Raw genomic sequence first — 17548 nt, 5'->3', positions numbered from 1 at the left:
GCCCTGGACGAACCACGCCGTCGGTGTCGAGACGTCCGGTGACGGCCTGCCGGGCGGCGTCCACCCGGCGCGCGTCGGCCACCGCGATCACCGGCCGCAACAGCGCCTTGCTGGGCACGCACGCCCAGTAGGAGCATTCGCCGCCGACCAGTTCCCGTTCCACTACCGCTACGGAGAGGCCGGCGACCCGGGCACGGTCGGCGACGTTCACACCGACCGGGCCTGCACCCAGCACGACCACGTCGTACGTGGTGCCTTCCTGGGTTTCATCCACTTCGCTCATGTTCTTCCTCGCATTGCTGGGAGTGCCTGAGGACGGTCGAGGTGGTGCTGACACCGCCCGTCAAGCCTGGTCGCAACTGCCGGGGGCTCGCCGACCAGGCCAGGGCGCGTCGGTCAGCCGTGGGTGTGCGGGTGAGGACCGGCCATTCGTTGCCGGTGTCGGCGAGGACCTTGAAGTACTTCGTAAGGATGTTCAACGCCAGATTGCCCACCACTCGCCGATCTCGGCGTCGGTGGCCCTCACGGCCCGGGCCGTCTTGAGCTGCGTCTCGTCGATATGGCCGGCGCCGCGGGATGGCGTCGGACAGGGCCGGCACTGCGGCAGCATGCGGTTCGGCGGACTCGGCGTGGCGGGCACACTCCAGTTCCTCGGCGTCGACCTTGGCGACGTATGCCTCTATGCAGGTGTGTACGGAGAGGCAGTAGGTGCAATTGTTGTGCTCGGCGGTGGCGATCGCCAACGGTTCCCGTACCGGGGCCAGGATCATGGTCCCCGGTCCGCCGCGAGGTCAGCATCCTCGCGGCGATCACCGGCGAGTAGCCGGACACCCTCACCAAGACCGGCGGCCGGCCCGTCTGCCCACAGCGGAGCGGGATGTCCGCCTCGGGGAACCACAGGTCGTACTGGGCCAGCTCGCCCGGCCGATACGTCGTCCGGGACACCGGGCCCACCGGCAAACACGCCGGTCTGAGCTCACGTACGCGTTCGTTGAGGATCGTCATCCCCCGCTACCAGCCGATCCGCTCCGCAATGACCGTCGCGGGCATCGTCGGCGTCTCCCGCAGAAACTCGCAGATCTGCACCTCGACCGCGCCCACCGCCGAGCCCTGCAGCGGACGCTCGTACTTCTGCGGCCGGTCGTGCGCCAGAGCGCGCACAACACTGTTCTTCGCGATACCCAGGTGCCGGGCGGTCGCCCTGATCGGCATCTGCTCGGCCCGGTGCAGCCAGCGGATCTCTGCCCAGTCTTCCACGTGGATCACCTCTTCCCTCCTGACCTTGATCACCAAGGCCAGGATCAGATGAAGATCACCAAGTGGGTCAGATTTGATACGCCGCCTGGCGGGCACCGTGGCCCACCATCGGGATCGGGCGGTGCCCGGTCGGGTCATGCTCGGGTGAGCACGATCTTCTTACCGCCGGCCCGTCCGGTAACCACCCGGGCGAACGCAGCCGGTCCCTCGCTCAGCGGCAGGGGTTCCGGTGCGAGCTTCAAGGTTCCCGCGGCGGCCTGCTCCGCCAGCTGGACAAGCTGCGCGGCGTTGGGCTCGACGTACAGGTCCCAACTCGTGATGCCTCGTTCCTCCGGAGGCGCGTCCGAGGTCAGGGAGCACAGCCGGCCGCCGTCCCGCACCAAGGGCAGGGCCGCGTCCGCCGTGCTGGTGGCGATGATGAGGGCGGCGTCGAACCCGCCGCGTACCTTGGCCGACCAGTTCGGGTCGTGGTAGTCGACGACCTCCCTCGCTCCCAGACCGAGCAGGCGCTCGGCGGCGGCGGCAGACGCGGTCGCGGTCACCTCGATACCCTTGGCCGCGGCGAGCTGGATGGCCAGGGCTCCGGTGGCCCCGCCTCCGTTGGTGATCAGGAGCCGCTGTCCTAGTAGTGCTTCGTTACGTCGAGTGATCTCGCCTGCTGGTGGGCATCTTCGTGGTGTGAGGCTGGGGGAAGTGGAACGGCTCCGGGGTGAGTTAGCGGAGTTCGTTGCCGATGTTTTCGGGTCGGTGCCGCGACGGGATCAGCGTCGGTGGGGCGAGTGCTATCTGCGGGGTCTGATGCTGGACGGCCGGCGCAAGTCGATCCAGCCGATGGCCGAACGGCTGCCGGACGGCAACATGCAGGCCCTGCAGCAGTTCGTGAACCAGTCGCCGTGGGACCCACTGCCGGTGCGGCGGCGGATCGCCGAGCGGTTGTGCAAGGCGATCCGCCCTGAGGTGTGGGTCGTCGACGACGTGTCGTTCCCCAAGTGCGGCACCGCTTCGGCAGGGGTGGCCCGGCAGTACTGCGGAGCGTTGGGCAAGCGGGCGAACTGCCAGGTCGCGGTCAGCGTGCACGCGGCCACCGACACGGCATCGTGCCCGCTGGAGTGGGAGCTGTTCCTGCCAGAGGAGTGGACACGTGACGACGCTCGGCGCCGGCGGGCCGGGATTCCCCAGGAGGTCGGGCATGCGTCGAAGACGCACCTGGCTCTGGGACTGCTGGACCGCCTGGCCGGGCAGGGCCTGACCGTGCCGGTGATCGTGGCCGATGCCGGTTATGGCCGCAGCGTCTCCTTCCGGCCCGCGCTGGAGCAACGCGGCTGGGCCTATGTCATGGCCGTCGATCCTAAAGAGATCGCACGACCTGCCGACGCCGAGCCGTATCAACCCGCTTATGGCGGGCTGGGCCCACCGACCCTGCCCCGATACCGCGAGGCGCCCCGGCCGCTGCCAGGCCTCGTCGAAGAGACCGCCGTGTTCCAGGAGGTCACCTGGCGGCAGGGCAGCAAAGGCAAGATGACCTCGCACTTCGCCGTGCTTCAGGTGCGGCCCTCGGGCAAGGAAGCTTGCCGAACCGCCCAGGAACAGGCCGGAGGACGCAACCGGTGGGACGGTGTGCTGCCACTGCGGACCCTGCTGGTCGAACAGCCCGAAGAAGCTCACGAGCCGACCGGCTACTGGATGACCAACCTGCCCGCCACCACCCCGATCGCCGACCTGGTCCGGTGGGCGAAGATGCGCTGGCGGATCGAGCACGACTACCGCGAACTCAAGCACGGCCTGGGCCTGGACCACTTCGAAGGTCGCACCTGGCGCGGCTGGCACCACCACGTCACCCTCGTCACCGCCGCGCAGGCCTTCCTCACCCTGCGGCGGCTCGACCCAAAAGCCCAGATGCCGGCCTGACCCTCTACCAGGTCCTCGACGAGCTCCAGGACCTGTTGAGGTGCTGGACCGGCACCTGCACCACCTGCGGCCGGCCCCTGCCGACCAGCAGAAACAGAACCTAACGAAGCACTACTAGGCTGAGGTCCAGCTTCTCCAGGGCCTGCAACGCGGTGAGTCCGTTGACCGGCAGTGCCGCCGCGTGCACGGCGTCCAGCCCGGGTGGACAGGCTGCCGCATGATCGGCGCTGATCAGAACGCGTTCGGCCCAGAAGCCGCTTCCCCCTCCTGGACTCGGGGGCCGCGTTCACCGGGAGCCCTGGGATCTCGGGTCTCCCGCGTGAGCGGCTGTGCGTGGCGTCAGCGTGCGAACTTTTCGATGGCCGCTGGGGTGACGGGCGTGAAGAAGTTGACGAGGTTGCCGTCGGGGTCACGGAACAGCAGCGACCGGTTGCCCCAGGGCATCGTGGTGGGCTCGTTGACGAAGTCGGTGACGAAGCCGGTCAGGTTCTGGCGAACGCGGTCCACGTCGTCGACGAGGAACTCGGTGATCACGCTGTGGTTGTCCGCAGGGCGGGCAGAGCCCGGGGCGAACAGCGGGACCGTGCGGGTGCTGGCGATCGCGAGGGTTGCGCCCGCGGTCTTGAGTTCGGCGAAGTCCTCGGTGGCCCATATCGCCTTCATCCCTGTGGCTCGCTCGTAGAACTCGACGAGGCGTGCGACGTCGCTGGTGATGATGCGGATCGAGACGAAGTCCATGGGGATCTCCTTGGCTGTGCTGAAGGCGTACACATCGCAGGCTAGGAGAAATAGTGGACAGAATCGGTCCTGTATTCGCGTTAGACTGCGAACATGCCACGCCCCACCGGCCGCGTGCTGACACTCCTGGAGCTGCTGCAGTCGGGCGGCACCCGGACGGTGGCCGAGCTCGCCGACCGTCTCGGCGTCGAAGGGCGCACTGTGCGGCGGTATGTGGACCAGCTGATCGACCTGGACGTGCCCGTCGAGTCGGTGCGCGGCCGCTACGGCGGGTACCGGCTGGCTCCCGGGTACCGCTTGCCTCCCCTCATGCTCAGCGACGACGAGGCGCTGGCCGTGCTGCTCGGCCTGGTCGCCGGCCGCCAGGCAGGGCTGACGACGACGGAGCGCACGGCCAACGAGACGGCGTCAGCGAAGATCCGGCGGGTGCTGCCCAAGCACATCGCCCGCCGGCTCGACACACTCCTGGAAGCTCTCGCCTTCACGGATCACCCCGGCGAGTTGGACCACCCGGACGCCGGGCTCCTGCTCACCATCGCCGATGCGGTGCGCCACCGCCGACCGGTCTCAATCCGCTACACCGACCGCGACGGACGGCGCAGCGAACGCACACTGCACGCGTACGGGATCGTCGCCCATGCGGGCCGGTGGTACGTCACGGGCAAGGACGCCCAGGTCGGCGAGGACCGAACCTTCCGGCTCGATCGCATCGCAGACGCGCGGACCCTGCCCGGCTCATTCGAAGCACCCATGGGTCCCGATCCGGCACAGCGCGTGTTGTCGGGGTTCGCCACGGCCGAGTACCGGCATGAGGTGACCTTGCGGATCCACGGGACAGTTGAGCAAATCCGCGCGTACCTCCCCGCCAGCGTCGCGAGCCTGGAGGAGTACGAGCCCGCGGCCGGCCAGGACCCGGCGGCCGAGCACTGGCTGCGCGTCGAGCTACGGGCGCAACAGCTCGACTGGTTGCCTCGGGTACTCGCCTCACTCGACCGGCCGTTCGTCATCGAGCGCCCCGCTGAGCTGCGCGACCTCGTCATCGCGCTCGCCGATCGCCTCACGTCCTACGCCCGCCGAACCTGACAGCGAGGAACCAATGTCATGAGACGGCACACCTGGTACTCCGGCGGTAGATCGTGATCATGCTGGGGCTGCGGCTCGCCGTTGGTAGTGGCTCGCTTGAGATCGGGACCGGTGACGGCGTCTCCAGCGGGACCAGCAGAGCCGGTGGGCCGTGTCGTGGACGCGCTGGGCAACGAGGACGGTGAACAAGAGGGCGATCTCGTTGCAAGTGAGCGGGATCAGCTTGTCCCTGGCGGGCCGGCGGGTGTGTTCGTCGGCGCGGACGACGGCGAGGAAGGCGTGGGCGAGCATCGCGAGGGTTACCCAGCGAGACCACGATGCGTAGCGGCGGACCTGGTGCTGGTCCAGTCCGGCCCAGCCCTTTCCGGACTGGAACGTCTCCTCCACTCGCCACCTTGATCCAGCGACCCGGACCAGGGTCGCCAGTGGCACTGGTTGAGGCGAATAGCAACGGTAGTAGGCGAGTTCGCCGGTGGTGCGGTTTCGGCGGATCAGCAGGTGGCGGTGGCCGGAAGCGGTGATGGATAGGTCGATGTGGGCCCGGTCGTAGAAGCGTTGCCCCTTGGCTCCGGCTCCGGCAGACAGCTTCTCCAGGCCCGCTTGGGGATCTTCTTGGCCAGGGCATCCGGGCGGGACTGCCCGGCCTGGGTGATGATTTCGTGGTTGCAGACGACCGCGAGCACGTAGCCGGTACCGCGTGACTCCAGGGCGGTGCGCAGTTTCTCCCTGCTGTGCCGGTGTACTGGCGCTGACGCCGACCGTATGGCTGCCCTTCTTCACGTCACCGGTCTCGTCGACCACGAGTACCGCCTGGCCGTCCGTGGTCGCCTCCCCGGCCCACTCGGCGATGGTCCAGCAGTTCCTGCGGGGCAGATCCGAGAGCAGGCCGAGCACCGACCGCTTTGTCCACCGACGGGGTTCGACCCTCGTGAACCGGCCCGCGATCCGGTCCATCAGGGCCTGGAATGCCTCCTGCCAGCGGGCAGAGTCTGCGCTGTGACCTGCGGTCACCGCGTGATCGTTGGTCTTCATTCAATGACGGAGGAGTTCGCAGAAGCGGTCCAGGGCACGGTCGGTGCGGCCGCGGTCCCCGGTGGTCGTGAGATCGAACAGGAGGCCCCGGATAACGGCCATGACCAACGTGGGAGTAACGGTGTCGTCAGGGCCGGTGGTGATGTCGCGGAATGTGGCGCCGAGGGTGTGGAACCAGTCCGTGATCGCCGCGGCCTGGTCCGGGTAGTTCTCGGGGTGAGCGAGGCCGTCGGCGTGCACCTCGAAGAACAGCCGGACGAACGGGGCGCGCTCGGGTGCGCTGACCCAGGCCCAGATGCCGCGTAGGTGTTCCTCCGGCGAGGCTGCCTCCGCCGGGAGGTTCTCAGCCAGTCGTGTCGCACCGCGGCGGCGGGCCTCGGCAAGGACGGCTGACACCAACTGCCGCTTGCTGCCGAAGTCGTAGAGCAGCATCCGCGGGCTGGTGTCGAGAGCGGCGGCGAGCGGCCGCAGGCTCAACCCGGCCAGTCCGTGCGCCAGGACGTAATCGGTTGCCCGCGCCAGCGTGGCCTCCCGTCGGGCGGGATCTGGGGGTCGCCCCACGGAGGATCACCCTTTCGGTCCTGCGGATCTGAGCCTGCGTCAGTATATGGTACGACTGTTTCAATAATGGGAGGGAGACAGTCGTGCACTCACTCGACCGGGCACTCGTACTGGGCGCCGGAGGTCTCGTCGGCACGGCCTGGACGGCTGGGCTTGCCCGCGGACTGCGCCGCGGCGGGGTGGATCTCGGCGAGGCTGAACTGATCGTCGGCACCTCGGCCGGCGCGATCACCGCCGCACTGCTGGCCACCGAACAGGACCCCGACCGGCTCGCCACCCCAGTGCGCCCCGCCGACTCCGGCAGCATTCCTCCCCAAGTGGACAGGCGCCGGCTGGCAGAGGCGTTCGCCGTGCTCGGTAATGCCGCCTCGGACCCGGCCGAGGCGCGACGCCGAGTAGGCCAGATCGCGCTCGCTGCCGAGACCGGCCCCGAGCAGGCACATGTCGCCCGGATGTGCGCCATGGTCGGCGCGGACCAATGGCCGGACCGGCAGCTGCTCATCCCCGTGATGGACGCCGAGACCGGCGAGCCGGAGGTCTTCGACCGCGCGAGTGGCGCGCCGCTGCCCTCCGCCGTGGCGGCAAGCACAGCCTTCCCGGGCATCTACCCACCGATCACCATCAACGGCCGCCGTTACATGGACGGCTCCCTGCAGTCGGCGACCAATGCCGGACTCGCGGCCGGAGCCCGCACGCTCGTCGTGATCGACCCGCAGGCGCACCTGTTTCCCCGCGAGTTGCTGCACCAGGAGCTTGCGGTCGCCGCGGCGCACACAGTGGTGACCATCGAGCCCGATCCGGCATCAATACGCGCATTCGGCTCGGACCTGAATGACCGGACGGTCTGGGAACCGGCCTACCAGGCGGGTCTTCGCCAAACCGCCGATGCCGCAGAGCAGCTCCGCCTCGCCTGGAGCACCGGATCCGACACTGACTGAACGCCGCCCGATCTCCAGCAGCCACCAAAATAAGTCGTCCGGTCGCCAGGATCACGATCTAACGCTGGAGTACGAGGATGCCTGCGCTGGCAGCTTGACGAGGAAGCCGAGGCCTTTAGGACTGGGATCAGAATGAGGTGCTTGCCACTCAGGGGTGACGGGATGTCAGTTCTCGTTGCCAGGCAGGGGGTGGGTGCGACCGAAACGCGCAAGCCGAGGCTGGTCGAGAGCAGGCTCAGGAAGCAGCCCAGGGGTCTACCGCCCGGGCGACTTGCTAGGCGGCTCCCAGCCGTGGGTGAGGATGTCGAAGAGTGCCCCGACGGCGGCCTGGCGGTCCTGCCGGCCGCGAGCGAGGACCGGGATCTCGAGTACGAATCGGGCAATGGCTACACACGCGAGGTTGTCGTGGTCCACGCCGAACTCGTCTGCGATGGCTGCGCTGAGGCTGTCGGTGTACCGGGTCCACATGCGTTCGGCGTAGGCGCGCAGCACCGGTGTTGAGTTCACCAGGTTGGTGAACTCGGCCGCCTGAGGATGTGCCCCGATCGCTGGCCAGGTGTCCAGCACGTGCTGTCGGAGGGCATCGAGGATGCTCTGCCCAGAGGGCCGCTGCCGCACCGCAGCGATCAATTGTGACTCTCGGTCTTCGTCCTGGTCGAAGACCAGCGCCTCCTTGCCGCTGAAGTGCTTGAACACTGTAGCGGTCGACACGTCGGCGGCGTCGGCGATGTCACGGATGCTCACCTGATCGTAGCCGCGCTCCAAGAAGAGTTGCAGTGCGGCGTCGGCGATCGCCTGCCGGGTGGCCGCCTTCTTGCGGTCGCGGCGGCTGACAGAGGGCACGGTCATGGTTAGAGCGTACCCGACAGTCGAATCAATCGCTAAGTAGAGTCGTTGTACTTTTCTACTTGCTCTGATTTTATGGACGCTGTGCGTACCTGACCGGCACATCGCCGTCGGCCTCGTCATCGTCTGCACCGCGCCGACCTGTTCATCGGGGTGGCCCCCTGCGTGGCACGTCCGGTGCCGAGGTCGAAGATGCCCGGCCCTGCTCGCCCCCTCTTCGCCGGCTGAAAGGAACAACCATGAACTCCCCAGAGCCCGCCCGGGCCCGCATCAGCATCATCGGTGCCGGCCCCGGAGGACTGACCTGCGCCCGCATCCTCCAGCAGCGCGGCATAGCGGTCACCGTCTACGACCGCGACCCGGGCCCCGACGCGCGCAACCAGGGCGGCACGCTCGACCTGCACGCCGACAACGGCCAGATCGCCCTGCGCGAAGCCGGCCTGTTCGACGAGTTCTTCAAGCTCGCTCGCCCCGAAGGGCAGGAAATGCGCCAGATGGACCCGATCGGCACGATCACGTCCCATCAAGTCCCCGAGATCGACGAACTGTTCAAGCCGGAAATCGACCGCGGACAGCTACGCAACCTGCTGCTCGACTCCCTGCAACCGGGAACCGTGCACTGGGGCCACGCCCTCGACACGATCAGCGGACCCGACGACGGACCGCGGCAATTGCACTTCACCGACGGCACGACCATCCAGACCGATCTGGTCATCGGCGCCGACGGCGCCTCCTCCCGGGTACGCCCGGCCCTGTCCCCCGCCACCCCCGAGTACACCGGGGTGAGCTTCCTGGAAGCATGGTTCTCAGACGTCGAGAACCGGCACCCGGGCATCGCCGACCTGGTCGGCCAGGGCAGCGCCCACGCAGCCGACGGCGAGCGCGGCCTGTTCGCCCAGCGCAACAGCGGAAACCACATCCGCGTCTACATCATCCGACGAGTCCCGGTCGACTGGATCAGCACGAGCGGCCTGACCGTCGAGGACACCGATGGCATCCGCGCCCTGCTCCTCGGCGAGTACGCCCACTGGTCGCCCCGCATGCACCAGATGATCGCCGAAAACGACGGCCCCTACATCGACCGCCCGATCTTCGCCCTCCCTGTCCCGCACGCTTGGGAACACAACCCGACGGTGACCCTGCTCGGCGACGCCGCCCACCTCATGCCCCCGCTCGGCGTCGGCGTCAACCTCGCCATGCTCGACGCCAGCGAAATCGCCCTCGCTCTCGCGAACTCCGCCACCATCGACGACGCGATCCGCACCTACGAGAAGACCATGCTCCCCCGCTCTACCGAGACGGCCAAGGCCCTCGAAGGCGGCGCCGAGCACCTGCTGTCCGCAGGCGTACCCGACTTCGGCAGCGACAACGACGCCCAGCCCTGAGAACTGGGATCAGACTGAGGTCTTCAGCCGTCGCCAGCAGATGATGGCGCAGCCGAGGGTGACGAGGGCTTGGTGAATGTCGTCGCGGATCTCCCAGCGGATGCGAAGGCGTCGGAACCAGTGCAGCAGCGCGACCGCGCCCTCTACGACCCAGCGGTGGACTCCGAGGCCGGAGCCGTATTCGGCGCCGCGTCGGGCGATAACCGGGGTGATTTCGAACCGGCGGACCTTGTCGCGGTAGACGTCGTGGTCATAGCCGCGGTCGGCGTAGACCCGGCGGGGGCGGCGCAGGGCTCGGCCGCTCCTGCCACGAATCGGCGGAACGGCCTGGATCAGCGGGATTAGCTGTGTGACATCGTTACGGTTTCCACCGGTCAGGGACACCGCCAGAGGGATTCCGTGCGCCTCGACAATCACGTGGTGCTTGCTGCCGGTCTTGCCCCGGTCCACCGGGGAGCGTCCGGTGGCCGGCCCGCCCTTCATCGCGCGCAAGTGCGAAGAGTCGACGGCAGCCCGGGAGAAGTCCAACATCCCGGCCGACCGCAGCTCGGCCAGCAGCAGCTCGTGCAGCCGCTGCCACACCCCGGCCTCGTTCCAGTCCAGCAGCCGCCGCCAGCAGGTCATCCCCGATCCGAAGCCGAGCTCCTGCGGCAGGTACCGCCACGGGATGCCGGTGTACAGCACGAACAGGATCCCGCACAGCACCCGACGGTCATCGATACGCCGACGCCCCGGATACCGGAAACGCCGCTCGACCACCGGCAGCAGCGGCTCGATCCGCTCCCACAGACCGTCCTCGACGGGTCTGTACGGTGAGTGGCTCTGTACCGTAGTCGGTGGTGACGTTGTGTGGCTATGTGCTGAGCAGAATGCGGTGGCGGAGGAGTTCGAAACCTGCACGGCCGTGCATCTGCCGCATGATCCGTTTGGTGCGGGTGTTGACGCCCTCGGTACGGCCGTTGCTCCACGGCAGGGTCAGGCCGGCGTTGACGGCGGCACGGTCGAGTTCGAGGCCGTTGCAGAAGCTGTGCAGGTGGGGCAGGTCGGCGCCGCGGGCCTGAGTGATCCAGTCGGTGAGCTTGGAGTCGTTGCTGCCGGCAGGGGTCAGCAGGACGGCGAAGTCACGGATGAGTGCCGCAAGTTCAGTCATCTCGGAGCAGGCCGCAGTGATCAGCCCGAGCAGATCGGTGTCCTTCGTCCGTAGGTGTTCGGGGTGCGTGAGCAGGAGCCGGGCAAGACGGCGGGGGGTGGTCACGGGGCGGTCGCCTTCGGCGCGGCCCTGGTTGAGGTAGCGAACCAGCAGGTTGGCGCTGCCGGTATATCCCAGTTCCCTGATCTCGTGCAGGAGGTGGGTGACGGGCACGCCGGGCTCGGCCGCGCGTCGCGTGCGCAGATGCTCGCGGTAGGGGTCTACCAGAGTGGGGCGGTAGCGCGGAGTGATGCGCTCGGTGGGAGGCTCGGGGATGCGGGCGTAGCGCTTGACGGTGTTCAGGGCCAGGTCCAGGCGGCGGGAGCAGTCCAGCAGGCCGACGCCCTGGCCGAGCAGGGCGTGGACCTTGTGCCAGCGCTCGCGAGTGGTCTGCTCGCGGATGCCGCCGGGGCGGGGCGGATTGATGGTGGCCCAGCACGGGGCGTGGGCGCGGACCTCGGCCTGGACCTTGTCGCACAGGTTGTGCCACACATGCCAGCGATCACTGACCTGAACCGCGTCGGGCAGGGCCTGGCGGATGGCCTCGGCGTAGGTGGTCGAGCCGTCCCGGCACACGACCTCGACCTCAGGACGAGAGCGCAGCCAGGCTGTCAATGTGGCGGCCTCGCGGTCGGGCAGCACGTCGACGCGCCGGCCCGTTTCGGCATCGATGACGATCGTCGCATAGCGGTGGCGCCGGCGCAGGGCAAAGTCGTCGACCCCAATCACCCGCGGGACAGGGACCGTCGGGATGGGGATACGCCGCAGCAGACGCAGAGCAGTGGCACAGGAGACCGGAAATGCCAGCAGGGACGTGAGCCGGGCGGCCGCCCGGCCGCATAACTCCTTGACCACTCCCGAGACCTGGCTGGCCAGACGCGTGGTGCGACGCTGCAGGCGTTCCAGCAGACCGGGGACTTGCTCGCGGAAGGTCTGCCGTCGACAGCCCAGAACCGGACAGACCAGGCGCCGGACCCGTAGACGTATCACGACGCGACGGCCATCCACTGGCACGTCCCCCACCGTCCGGCCGTGGTATCCGTGCACCTTCCCTGTCAGCACCCCGCACATCGGGCAGGGAACGGGAACATCCCGTGTCCGGGCCAAGACCCGGATCACCTCACCATCGTCTGCCACATCATCGATGACCAACGCCGACAGCCCTGAAAACACCGTTGCCACAAGGTAGTTGTCATCACCCATATAGCGCCAACGATGCCCGTCGCATGCCGTTACCACCGACTACGGTACAGAGCCCGGTGAGTGGTGTAACTCCCAAGCTGGAAGCGACAGTTGATGACTGACGTGACGAGTGACACCGAGGCTGGGAAGGCCGCTGTGAGTGGAGCGGGCGCCGTGGATGACGGGCTGGTCGCCGAGCTGGTGGCCCGGGCCCAGGCTGGTGGGGTGAAGCTCACCGGGGAGGGCGGCCTGCTGCAGCAGCTGACGAAGCGGGTGCTGGAGTCCGCGCTGGAAGGCGAACTCACCGATCATCTGGGCCACGAGCCCGGTGAGCGGGCCGAGGGCGGCCGGGAGAACTACCGCAACGGACACCGATCCAAGACGGTGATCACCGAGTCGGGGCCGGTCGAGATCGCGGTGCCGCGGGACCGGGCCGGGTCGTTCGAGCCGCAGCTGGTCAAGAAGCGGCAGCGGCGTCTGGGCGGGGTGGACGAGATGGTCCTGTCGCTGTCGGCGAAAGGGCTCACGCACGGGGAGATCTCCGCGCATCTCGCCGAGGTGTACGGCGCCGAGATCTCCAAGTCCACGATCTCCACGATCACCGACAGCGTGATGGCCGGCATGAGCGAATGGCAGAACCGTCCCTTGGACAGCGTCTATCCGGTCGTCTTCATTGACTGCGTGAACGTGAAGGTCAGGGATGGGCAGGTCGCCAACCGGCCTGTCTACATGGCGGTGGCGGTCACCGCCGAGGGACACCGGGACATCCTAGGCCTGTGGATCGGCGATGGCGGGGAGGGCGCGAAGTACTGGCTCCAGGTCCTGACCGAGATCAAGAACCGCGGCGCGGCCGATGTCCTGATGCTGGTCTGCGACGGCCTGACCGGCCTCCCGGACGCCGTGAACACCGTCTGGCCTGCGACGATCGTCCAGACCTCATCCGTGCACACTCCTTGGTGGCGGGAATTCCCCGCCGGTCACCGCGCCAGCGGGAGAGGACCTATGCAGACGCGTTGCCTTCGAGGCCCCCATGCAGACCAGTCCCTCCCGCTGGAGGCGGGCCGCGAACTGGCCAGCGGGAGTCGCGCCTCGAGCGCCGGGATGAGGTACCAGCGGGGCCGCCCAGCCGGTGACCAGGACCGACAGGACGGTATCCATGGACCATTCGTTACCCACCAACACCACAGATCCGGGTGGGGTCTTCGCCGGCGTCGACTGGGGCAACGCCCATCAGCAGCTCTGCCTTGTGGACGAGGCCGGCCAGGTCGTGCACCAAAGGCGCTACGCGCACACCGCTGACGGCCTCGAGCGTCTGGACCGGCACCTGCGCCGTCACGCACCACTGGCCGGGATAGCCATCGAACGAGGCGAGGGCCTGCTGGTCGAGCGCCTTCAAGCCGCGGGTCACACCCTCTACTGCGTCTCTCCGAAGGTCTCCGCGCGAGCGCGGGAACGCTACCGGATGGCACCGAAGAAGGACGATGCCTTCGACGCGTTCGTCCTGGCTGACACTCTCCGGCACGAATACCGGCACTGGCGGCCGCTGCCGGTCGCCTCACCGAAGCTGGCCGAGCTGCGGGCCGTCATCCGCGATCGCGAACGCGTCGTCTGGAACCAGCGCGACCTGGAGAACCAGCTGCGGGCCATCCTCGAGTCCTACCACCCGGCCGTGCTGCACCTGTTCTCCTCCCTCGACCGCGACATCAGTCTCGCGTTCCTGCAGGACTACCCCACCCCTGAGCAGGCCCGCCGCGTCGGTCCTGAGCGAATGAAGGCGTTCACCGGCCGTCACGGCTACTCCGGGCGCACTCGCCCCGAAGTGCTGGTGGAACGACTGCGTACGCACCTGCTGTCCGCAGCCCCAGGCACGGTCGCCGGCAAGCAGCTGACCGCCGTGCTCTTCGCCGAGCAACTCGCCCTGCTCAACGACCACATCCGCATCCTCAACAAACGGATCGACGAGCTCCTGGTTACGCACCCCGACGCGCCCATCTTCCTCAGTTTCCCCTGCATGGGCCGTTCCTGCGCGGCAACTCTGCTGGCCGAGATGGGCGAGGACCGCGATCGTTTCCCCACCCCGGCTGCACTCATGGCCGAGACCGGAGTCGCCCCGGTCACCCGGTCCTCCGGCCGCACCCGGCAGGTCCGTTTCCGCTACGCAGCCAACAAGCGAATGCGCCACGCGGTGGACTGGTGGGTCTTCAATATGGCTCGCGAAGTGCCCTGGGTGCGCGAGGCATACGAGCAGGCCAGGTCCCGCCGTCAGCCCCACAACCGCGCTATCCGCGGCCTCGGCGCCCGTTGGGTCCGCGTTCTCTGGCGTTGCTGGCAGGACCACACCCTCTACGACCCCGACCTCCACGTCGGCAACCGCCCGGAGGCCGACCTGACAGCCTGAAGACCTCCTGGCCCGTCTGACCGAAGCCGCGGGATGATCACGTCATCGACCCTCGGCTCTTTGGCATGCGCGCAACCCTGCCGAAAGAACAAACGCCTCGTGATCCACAAACCGGAAGGTTGACAGGGGGAGTCTGCATCGTTCACCTGCTGCGGAACAGCTTCCGTTACGCGGCCCGGCAGGACTGGGAGAAGATCGCGAAGGCGCTCAGGCCCGTCTACACTGCGCCGACCGAGGACGCCGCGCTCGAGCGGTTCGTGGAGTTCACCGACGCCTGGGGCGGGAAGTATCCGGCGATCGTCCGGCTCTGGGAGGCGGCCTGGGCGGAGTTCGTGCCCTTCCTCCGGTTCGACGTGGAGATCCGCAAGATCGTCTGCACCACCAACGCGATCGAGAGCATCAACGCGCGCATCCGCAAGGCCGTCCGGGCCCGGGGACACTTCCCCACCGACCAGGCCGCCCTCAAATGCGTCTACCTGGCCGTCATGAGCCTGGACCCGACCGGCACCGGACGCAAACGCTGGACCATGCGCTGGAAGGCCGCACTCCAAGCCTTCGACATCACCTTCGACGGCCGGCTCACCGCCGGACGCCGCTGAACAACTCCGACTGAGTTCCACCGTTCGCTACACAGACCCTCCTCGCCCAGCCACGGCTTGCTCGAAGCGGACGTCACGTCGTCTACAACCTTGATGTCCACTTGGTGTTTGTCACCAAGTATCGGCGGAAGGCGTTCACCGATGAGATGCCAGGGTCTCTGGGAGAAGTGGAGTTGGGTGATTGATAGGGAAACGCGGTGGTGTCTCCTCCGCGCCCGAGAGCCACAACCGAGGCTTTCACTTCGAGGTGACGTGCGGGTGGGTGACATCACCTCGAAGCGAAAACCCAGTGGCTGGCTTGGGCCGTCACAGACGAACATGCAACGTATGAGTGACCAACCCGCGCGATGGAGCCAGGCAACCGTCTACCCCGACATGTGGGCCAATCCGGATGACGACCCCCGCAACACAGAAGGTCCCGGCCCGGACGGCGAACTTGCGACGCTGCAGGACTTCTTGACGAACTACCGCATGACCCTGCGGATGAAGTGCGAGGGCCTGAATGCGCGGCAACTCGCGCGTCGGTCGGTTCCGCCGTCGACGATGTCGCTGCTCGGCCTGGTTCGGCACCTCGCAGAGGTGGAACGGGACTGGCGCAACTGGATCAGCGACGGTGACCCGCTGCCGACGCTGTACGGCGAGAAGGACGCGGACTTCGACGCAGCTGTCGCCGAGCAGGCCGAGGTCGACGCCGCGTTTTCCGCTCTGGGGCGCGAGCAGGCCGCGACCGATGCCGCGCTGGCCGAGCACCCGGATCTGGGCGAGCGTCTGGGGAAGGACCGGATCGCAGTTCGGGAGCTGATGGTGCACAGGATCGAGGAGTACGCCCGTCACTGCGGGCACGCCGACCTGTTGCGCGAGCGCATCGACGGGAGGGTGGGCCAGTGACGAGGGCCGGGGGTTACACCCGCTTCCACGAGCACGTCACCCCGAAGTGAAAGCCTCAGAAGCCCCGTCCGGAAGCGAGAGCAGGCACGGCGCCAGTGATCATGTGGGTGTCGAAGCCCATGACCGCGTCCACCGCCAGGACGGCCACAGCAACATCGCGGCCGCCCTCCGCCGCGTGCAGCACGATCACGTACACCTGCTCGTGCACTACCCGGCAAAGGTTCAGCTCCCCAACCCGGTCGACTCCCTCGAGGGAGTCTCCCGCCTGCTTCGCAAGGAGTACGACGCGCACGTCCGCAGGTACCTGTGGGCGGACACTTCTGGTCCGGCTCCTCCTTCGCCAGAAGCTGCGGCGGGGCACCCCTGACCGTTGTGAAGCAGTACATCGAGAACCAGAAGCGCCCCGTGGGCTGAGCTGAGCACTGCGAACCCATACTCACGCGCGGGTCAGAGCAGTTCTGAGACGGCCTTCGCCCCCGGCGTGAACGCCGGAGCACTGGCCAAGACCAAAGGTAGATGCCGAGGGCGCACCCGGCACGCGCTCTTCAGGTACTCAGGGGTGCCGGGAGCCGCGCGTGGGAAGACCGGGGGCCGGCGACCGGTCGTGAGGGAGGACGTTCGCGGGCAAGCCGGCCGCATGGGCCGCTCCTGCCCAGGCCCAGGCCCGGCAGCGCGGCTGTCAGTGCCGCAGGGACCACGCACGTGGCGAGGCCGGCCGCATCGCTCCGCCACGACATGCATGGCGCAGCTTTGCCTCTCCGCGATACAGCGGCCTACGACCATCTGGCCGCCGCGGATCCCGTCCTCGCGCAGCTCGCCGAGCGGGTCGGGCGGCCCGACCCGTTCACCTGGGCGGAGCGCGACTACCCGTCGTCGACGAACTTCGAGGACATGGCCCTGCACATCGTGGGCCAACAGATCTCCACCGCGGCGGCCCTCACCATCTACCGCCGTGGCGGGCGGCTCCGTCAGCCTCGAGGGGCTCCTCGTCCTGGACGTGGGGGGTCTGCGCTTCTGCGGACTGTCCCGGGCCATGGCGAGCCACCTGCACGACCTCGCCCGGCGCCAGGCGGTGGGGCCATCGGCCTGGAGGACATGCAGGCATCGACGACGCCGCTGCGCTCGCGGCACCGCGGTGTGCGGCGTCGGCCTGTGGTCCGCGCGGATGTTTCCGGGTCCGCCGGCTCAAGTGCGCCGACCTCCTGCCGCCAGCGGTATGGGCATCCGCCGGGCCGTGCAGCGCGCCTGGCAGTTCGACTATCTCGTGTCCCGGCTCGCCGGGGGGAGGGAGTGGTCCTAACGCCTCGGGCAAGGTGATCTGGGGCGAACAGTGCTTGCCGGGCCGGCCGCTCGAAGTATCCCGGCGCCCCACCGAGCGCTCGCCGCCTTCGGCCTGAAGGGGTGAGACAGGCTTGGGTGCCCGGCGTTTTGGGCCCGCTTCACCGCCGCGTCCCGGGAGCAGTTGGGGGGTCTCCCTGGGCTGACGCTGCGCCGGTGAATGAGGGCCGGAGGGCGGCTTCCCGGCCAGGGAGACGCCTCGAGTC

Annotated in this window: 15 protein-coding genes and 6 pseudogenes; 10 read left to right on the top strand and 11 right to left on the bottom strand. The window is 68.2% G+C overall.

Going from position 1 to position 17548, the window contains the following annotated elements:
- Positions 1-10: 10 nt before the first annotated feature.
- From LMU33_RS24590 to LMU33_RS24575, 4 genes and pseudogenes are all read right to left on the bottom strand, one after another.
- A pseudogene (locus LMU33_RS24590) lies at positions 11-283 on the bottom strand (FAD-dependent oxidoreductase); the annotation flags it as partial.
- Positions 267-770, bottom strand: a complete 504-nt coding sequence (locus LMU33_RS24585; RefSeq protein ID WP_228622789.1) for a hypothetical protein — start codon at positions 768-770, stop codon at positions 267-269. The pseudogene LMU33_RS24590 and the gene LMU33_RS24585, both read right to left, overlap by 17 nt.
- 241 nt (positions 771-1011) lie before the next feature.
- Complete coding sequence (locus LMU33_RS24580; protein ID WP_228622788.1) at positions 1012-1290, bottom strand: hypothetical protein; 279 nt, start codon at positions 1288-1290, stop codon at positions 1012-1014.
- Positions 1291-1391: 101 nt separating this feature from the next.
- Positions 1392-1835 (bottom strand): zinc-binding dehydrogenase, encoded by a 444-nt coding sequence (locus LMU33_RS24575; protein ID WP_249814221.1) that lies wholly within the window; start codon positions 1833-1835, stop codon positions 1392-1394.
- A gap of 100 nt (positions 1836-1935) precedes the next feature.
- Between LMU33_RS24575 and LMU33_RS24570 the strand changes: the two genes are divergently transcribed.
- Entirely contained in the window at positions 1936-3165 is a 1230-nt protein-coding gene (locus LMU33_RS24570) for an IS701 family transposase (RefSeq protein WP_228622787.1), read from the top strand.
- 339 nt (positions 3166-3504) lie between these two features.
- On the opposite strand, the gene LMU33_RS24565 is transcribed toward LMU33_RS24570, so the two are convergent.
- Positions 3505-3903: a VOC family protein gene (locus LMU33_RS24565; protein WP_228622786.1), complete on the bottom strand. Its 399-nt coding sequence runs from the start codon at positions 3901-3903 to the stop codon at positions 3505-3507.
- Positions 3904-3996: 93 nt separating this feature from the next.
- Between LMU33_RS24565 and LMU33_RS24560 the strand changes: the two genes are divergently transcribed.
- On the top strand, positions 3997-4986 hold the full coding sequence (locus LMU33_RS24560; protein WP_228622785.1) for a helix-turn-helix transcriptional regulator: 990 nt from the start codon (positions 3997-3999) through the stop codon (positions 4984-4986).
- Between the two features lie 57 nt (positions 4987-5043).
- On the opposite strand, the pseudogene LMU33_RS24555 reads toward LMU33_RS24560, so the two are convergent.
- Both LMU33_RS24555 and LMU33_RS24550 read right to left on the bottom strand, forming a co-directional pair.
- Positions 5044-5940: pseudogene (locus LMU33_RS24555) on the bottom strand (transposase).
- A gap of 78 nt (positions 5941-6018) precedes the next feature.
- Positions 6019-6579 (bottom strand): TetR/AcrR family transcriptional regulator, encoded by a 561-nt coding sequence (locus LMU33_RS24550; protein WP_228622784.1) that lies wholly within the window; start codon positions 6577-6579, stop codon positions 6019-6021.
- An 83-nt stretch (positions 6580-6662) separates the two neighbouring features.
- Between LMU33_RS24550 and LMU33_RS24545 the strand changes: the two genes are divergently transcribed.
- Entirely contained in the window at positions 6663-7517 is an 855-nt protein-coding gene (locus tag LMU33_RS24545) for a patatin-like phospholipase family protein (protein ID WP_228622783.1), read from the top strand.
- Positions 7518-7772: 255 nt separating this feature from the next.
- Here the strand turns inward: LMU33_RS24545 and LMU33_RS24540 are convergent, their stop codons facing one another.
- Positions 7773-8366: a TetR/AcrR family transcriptional regulator gene (locus tag LMU33_RS24540; RefSeq protein ID WP_228622782.1), complete on the bottom strand. Its 594-nt coding sequence runs from the start codon at positions 8364-8366 to the stop codon at positions 7773-7775.
- Positions 8367-8602: 236 nt separating this feature from the next.
- Between LMU33_RS24540 and LMU33_RS24535 the strand changes: the two genes are divergently transcribed.
- A complete protein-coding gene (locus LMU33_RS24535; protein ID WP_228622781.1) occupies positions 8603-9748 on the top strand; it encodes an FAD-dependent oxidoreductase in 1146 nt (381 codons plus the stop codon).
- Between the two features lie 9 nt (positions 9749-9757).
- Here LMU33_RS24535 and LMU33_RS24530 read toward each other — a convergent pair whose 3' ends face one another.
- Positions 9758-10537 carry an IS5 family transposase gene (locus tag LMU33_RS24530; RefSeq protein WP_228622947.1) on the bottom strand — a complete coding sequence of 260 codons (780 nt, stop codon included), beginning with the start codon at positions 10535-10537 and terminating at the stop codon, positions 9758-9760.
- A gap of 64 nt (positions 10538-10601) precedes the next feature.
- The gene (locus LMU33_RS24525; RefSeq protein WP_249814206.1) at positions 10602-12140 is read right to left on the bottom strand and encodes an ISL3 family transposase; all 1539 of its coding nucleotides are present in this window, start codon (positions 12138-12140) and stop codon (positions 10602-10604) included.
- 93 nt (positions 12141-12233) lie between these two features.
- Here LMU33_RS24525 and LMU33_RS24520 point away from each other — a divergent pair.
- The 5 genes and pseudogenes from LMU33_RS24520 to LMU33_RS24500 all read left to right on the top strand — a co-directional run.
- Positions 12234-13067 (top strand): annotated as a pseudogene (locus tag LMU33_RS24520) (IS256 family transposase); the annotation flags it as partial.
- Positions 13068-13248: 181 nt separating this feature from the next.
- Positions 13249-14517, top strand: a complete 1269-nt coding sequence (locus tag LMU33_RS24515; RefSeq protein ID WP_228622780.1) for an IS110 family RNA-guided transposase — start codon at positions 13249-13251, stop codon at positions 14515-14517.
- Positions 14518-14651: 134 nt separating this feature from the next.
- A pseudogene (locus tag LMU33_RS24510) lies at positions 14652-15116 on the top strand (transposase); the annotation flags it as partial.
- A gap of 62 nt (positions 15117-15178) precedes the next feature.
- Positions 15179-15286: pseudogene (locus LMU33_RS42050) on the top strand (transposase); the annotation flags it as partial.
- 148 nt (positions 15287-15434) lie between these two features.
- Positions 15435-16004, top strand: coding sequence for a DinB family protein (locus LMU33_RS24500; protein ID WP_228622944.1), 570 nt, complete (start codon positions 15435-15437; stop codon positions 16002-16004).
- A 55-nt stretch (positions 16005-16059) separates the two neighbouring features.
- On the opposite strand, the gene LMU33_RS24495 is transcribed toward LMU33_RS24500, so the two are convergent.
- A complete protein-coding gene (locus tag LMU33_RS24495) occupies positions 16060-16296 on the bottom strand; it encodes a hypothetical protein (protein WP_228622961.1) in 237 nt (78 codons plus the stop codon).
- On the opposite strand from LMU33_RS24495, the pseudogene tnpA reads away from it, so the two are divergent.
- Positions 16183-16418: pseudogene (gene tnpA, locus LMU33_RS24490) on the top strand (IS200/IS605 family transposase); the annotation flags it as partial. The gene LMU33_RS24495 and the pseudogene tnpA sit on opposite strands and share 114 nt — an antisense overlap.
- Positions 16419-17548 lie beyond the last annotated feature (1130 nt).

The sequence above is a fragment of the Streptomyces barringtoniae genome, from assembly GCF_020819595.1.
GTDB lineage: Bacteria > Actinomycetota > Actinomycetes > Streptomycetales > Streptomycetaceae > Streptomyces > Streptomyces barringtoniae.
Note: the sequence above shows the minus strand (reverse complement) of the source record. Positions and strands in the feature narration are given on the sequence as shown.

Excerpts from the sequence above, each read along its gene's own strand:
- LMU33_RS24585 (WP_228622789.1), bottom strand. The coding sequence starts at position 770 with ATGATCCTGGCCCCGGTACGGGAACCGTTGGCGATCGCCACCGCCGAG.
- LMU33_RS24565 (WP_228622786.1), bottom strand. The coding sequence starts at position 3,903 with ATGGACTTCGTCTCGATCCGCATCATCACCAGCGACGTCGCACGCCTC.
- LMU33_RS24560 (WP_228622785.1), top strand. The coding sequence starts at position 3,997 with ATGCCACGCCCCACCGGCCGCGTGCTGACACTCCTGGAGCTGCTGCAG.
- LMU33_RS24540 (WP_228622782.1), bottom strand. The coding sequence starts at position 8,366 with ATGACCGTGCCCTCTGTCAGCCGCCGCGACCGCAAGAAGGCGGCCACC.
- LMU33_RS24535 (WP_228622781.1), top strand. The coding sequence starts at position 8,603 with ATGAACTCCCCAGAGCCCGCCCGGGCCCGCATCAGCATCATCGGTGCC.
- LMU33_RS24525 (WP_249814206.1), bottom strand. The coding sequence starts at position 12,140 with ATGGGTGATGACAACTACCTTGTGGCAACGGTGTTTTCAGGGCTGTCG.
- LMU33_RS24500 (WP_228622944.1), top strand. The coding sequence starts at position 15,435 with ATGCAACGTATGAGTGACCAACCCGCGCGATGGAGCCAGGCAACCGTC.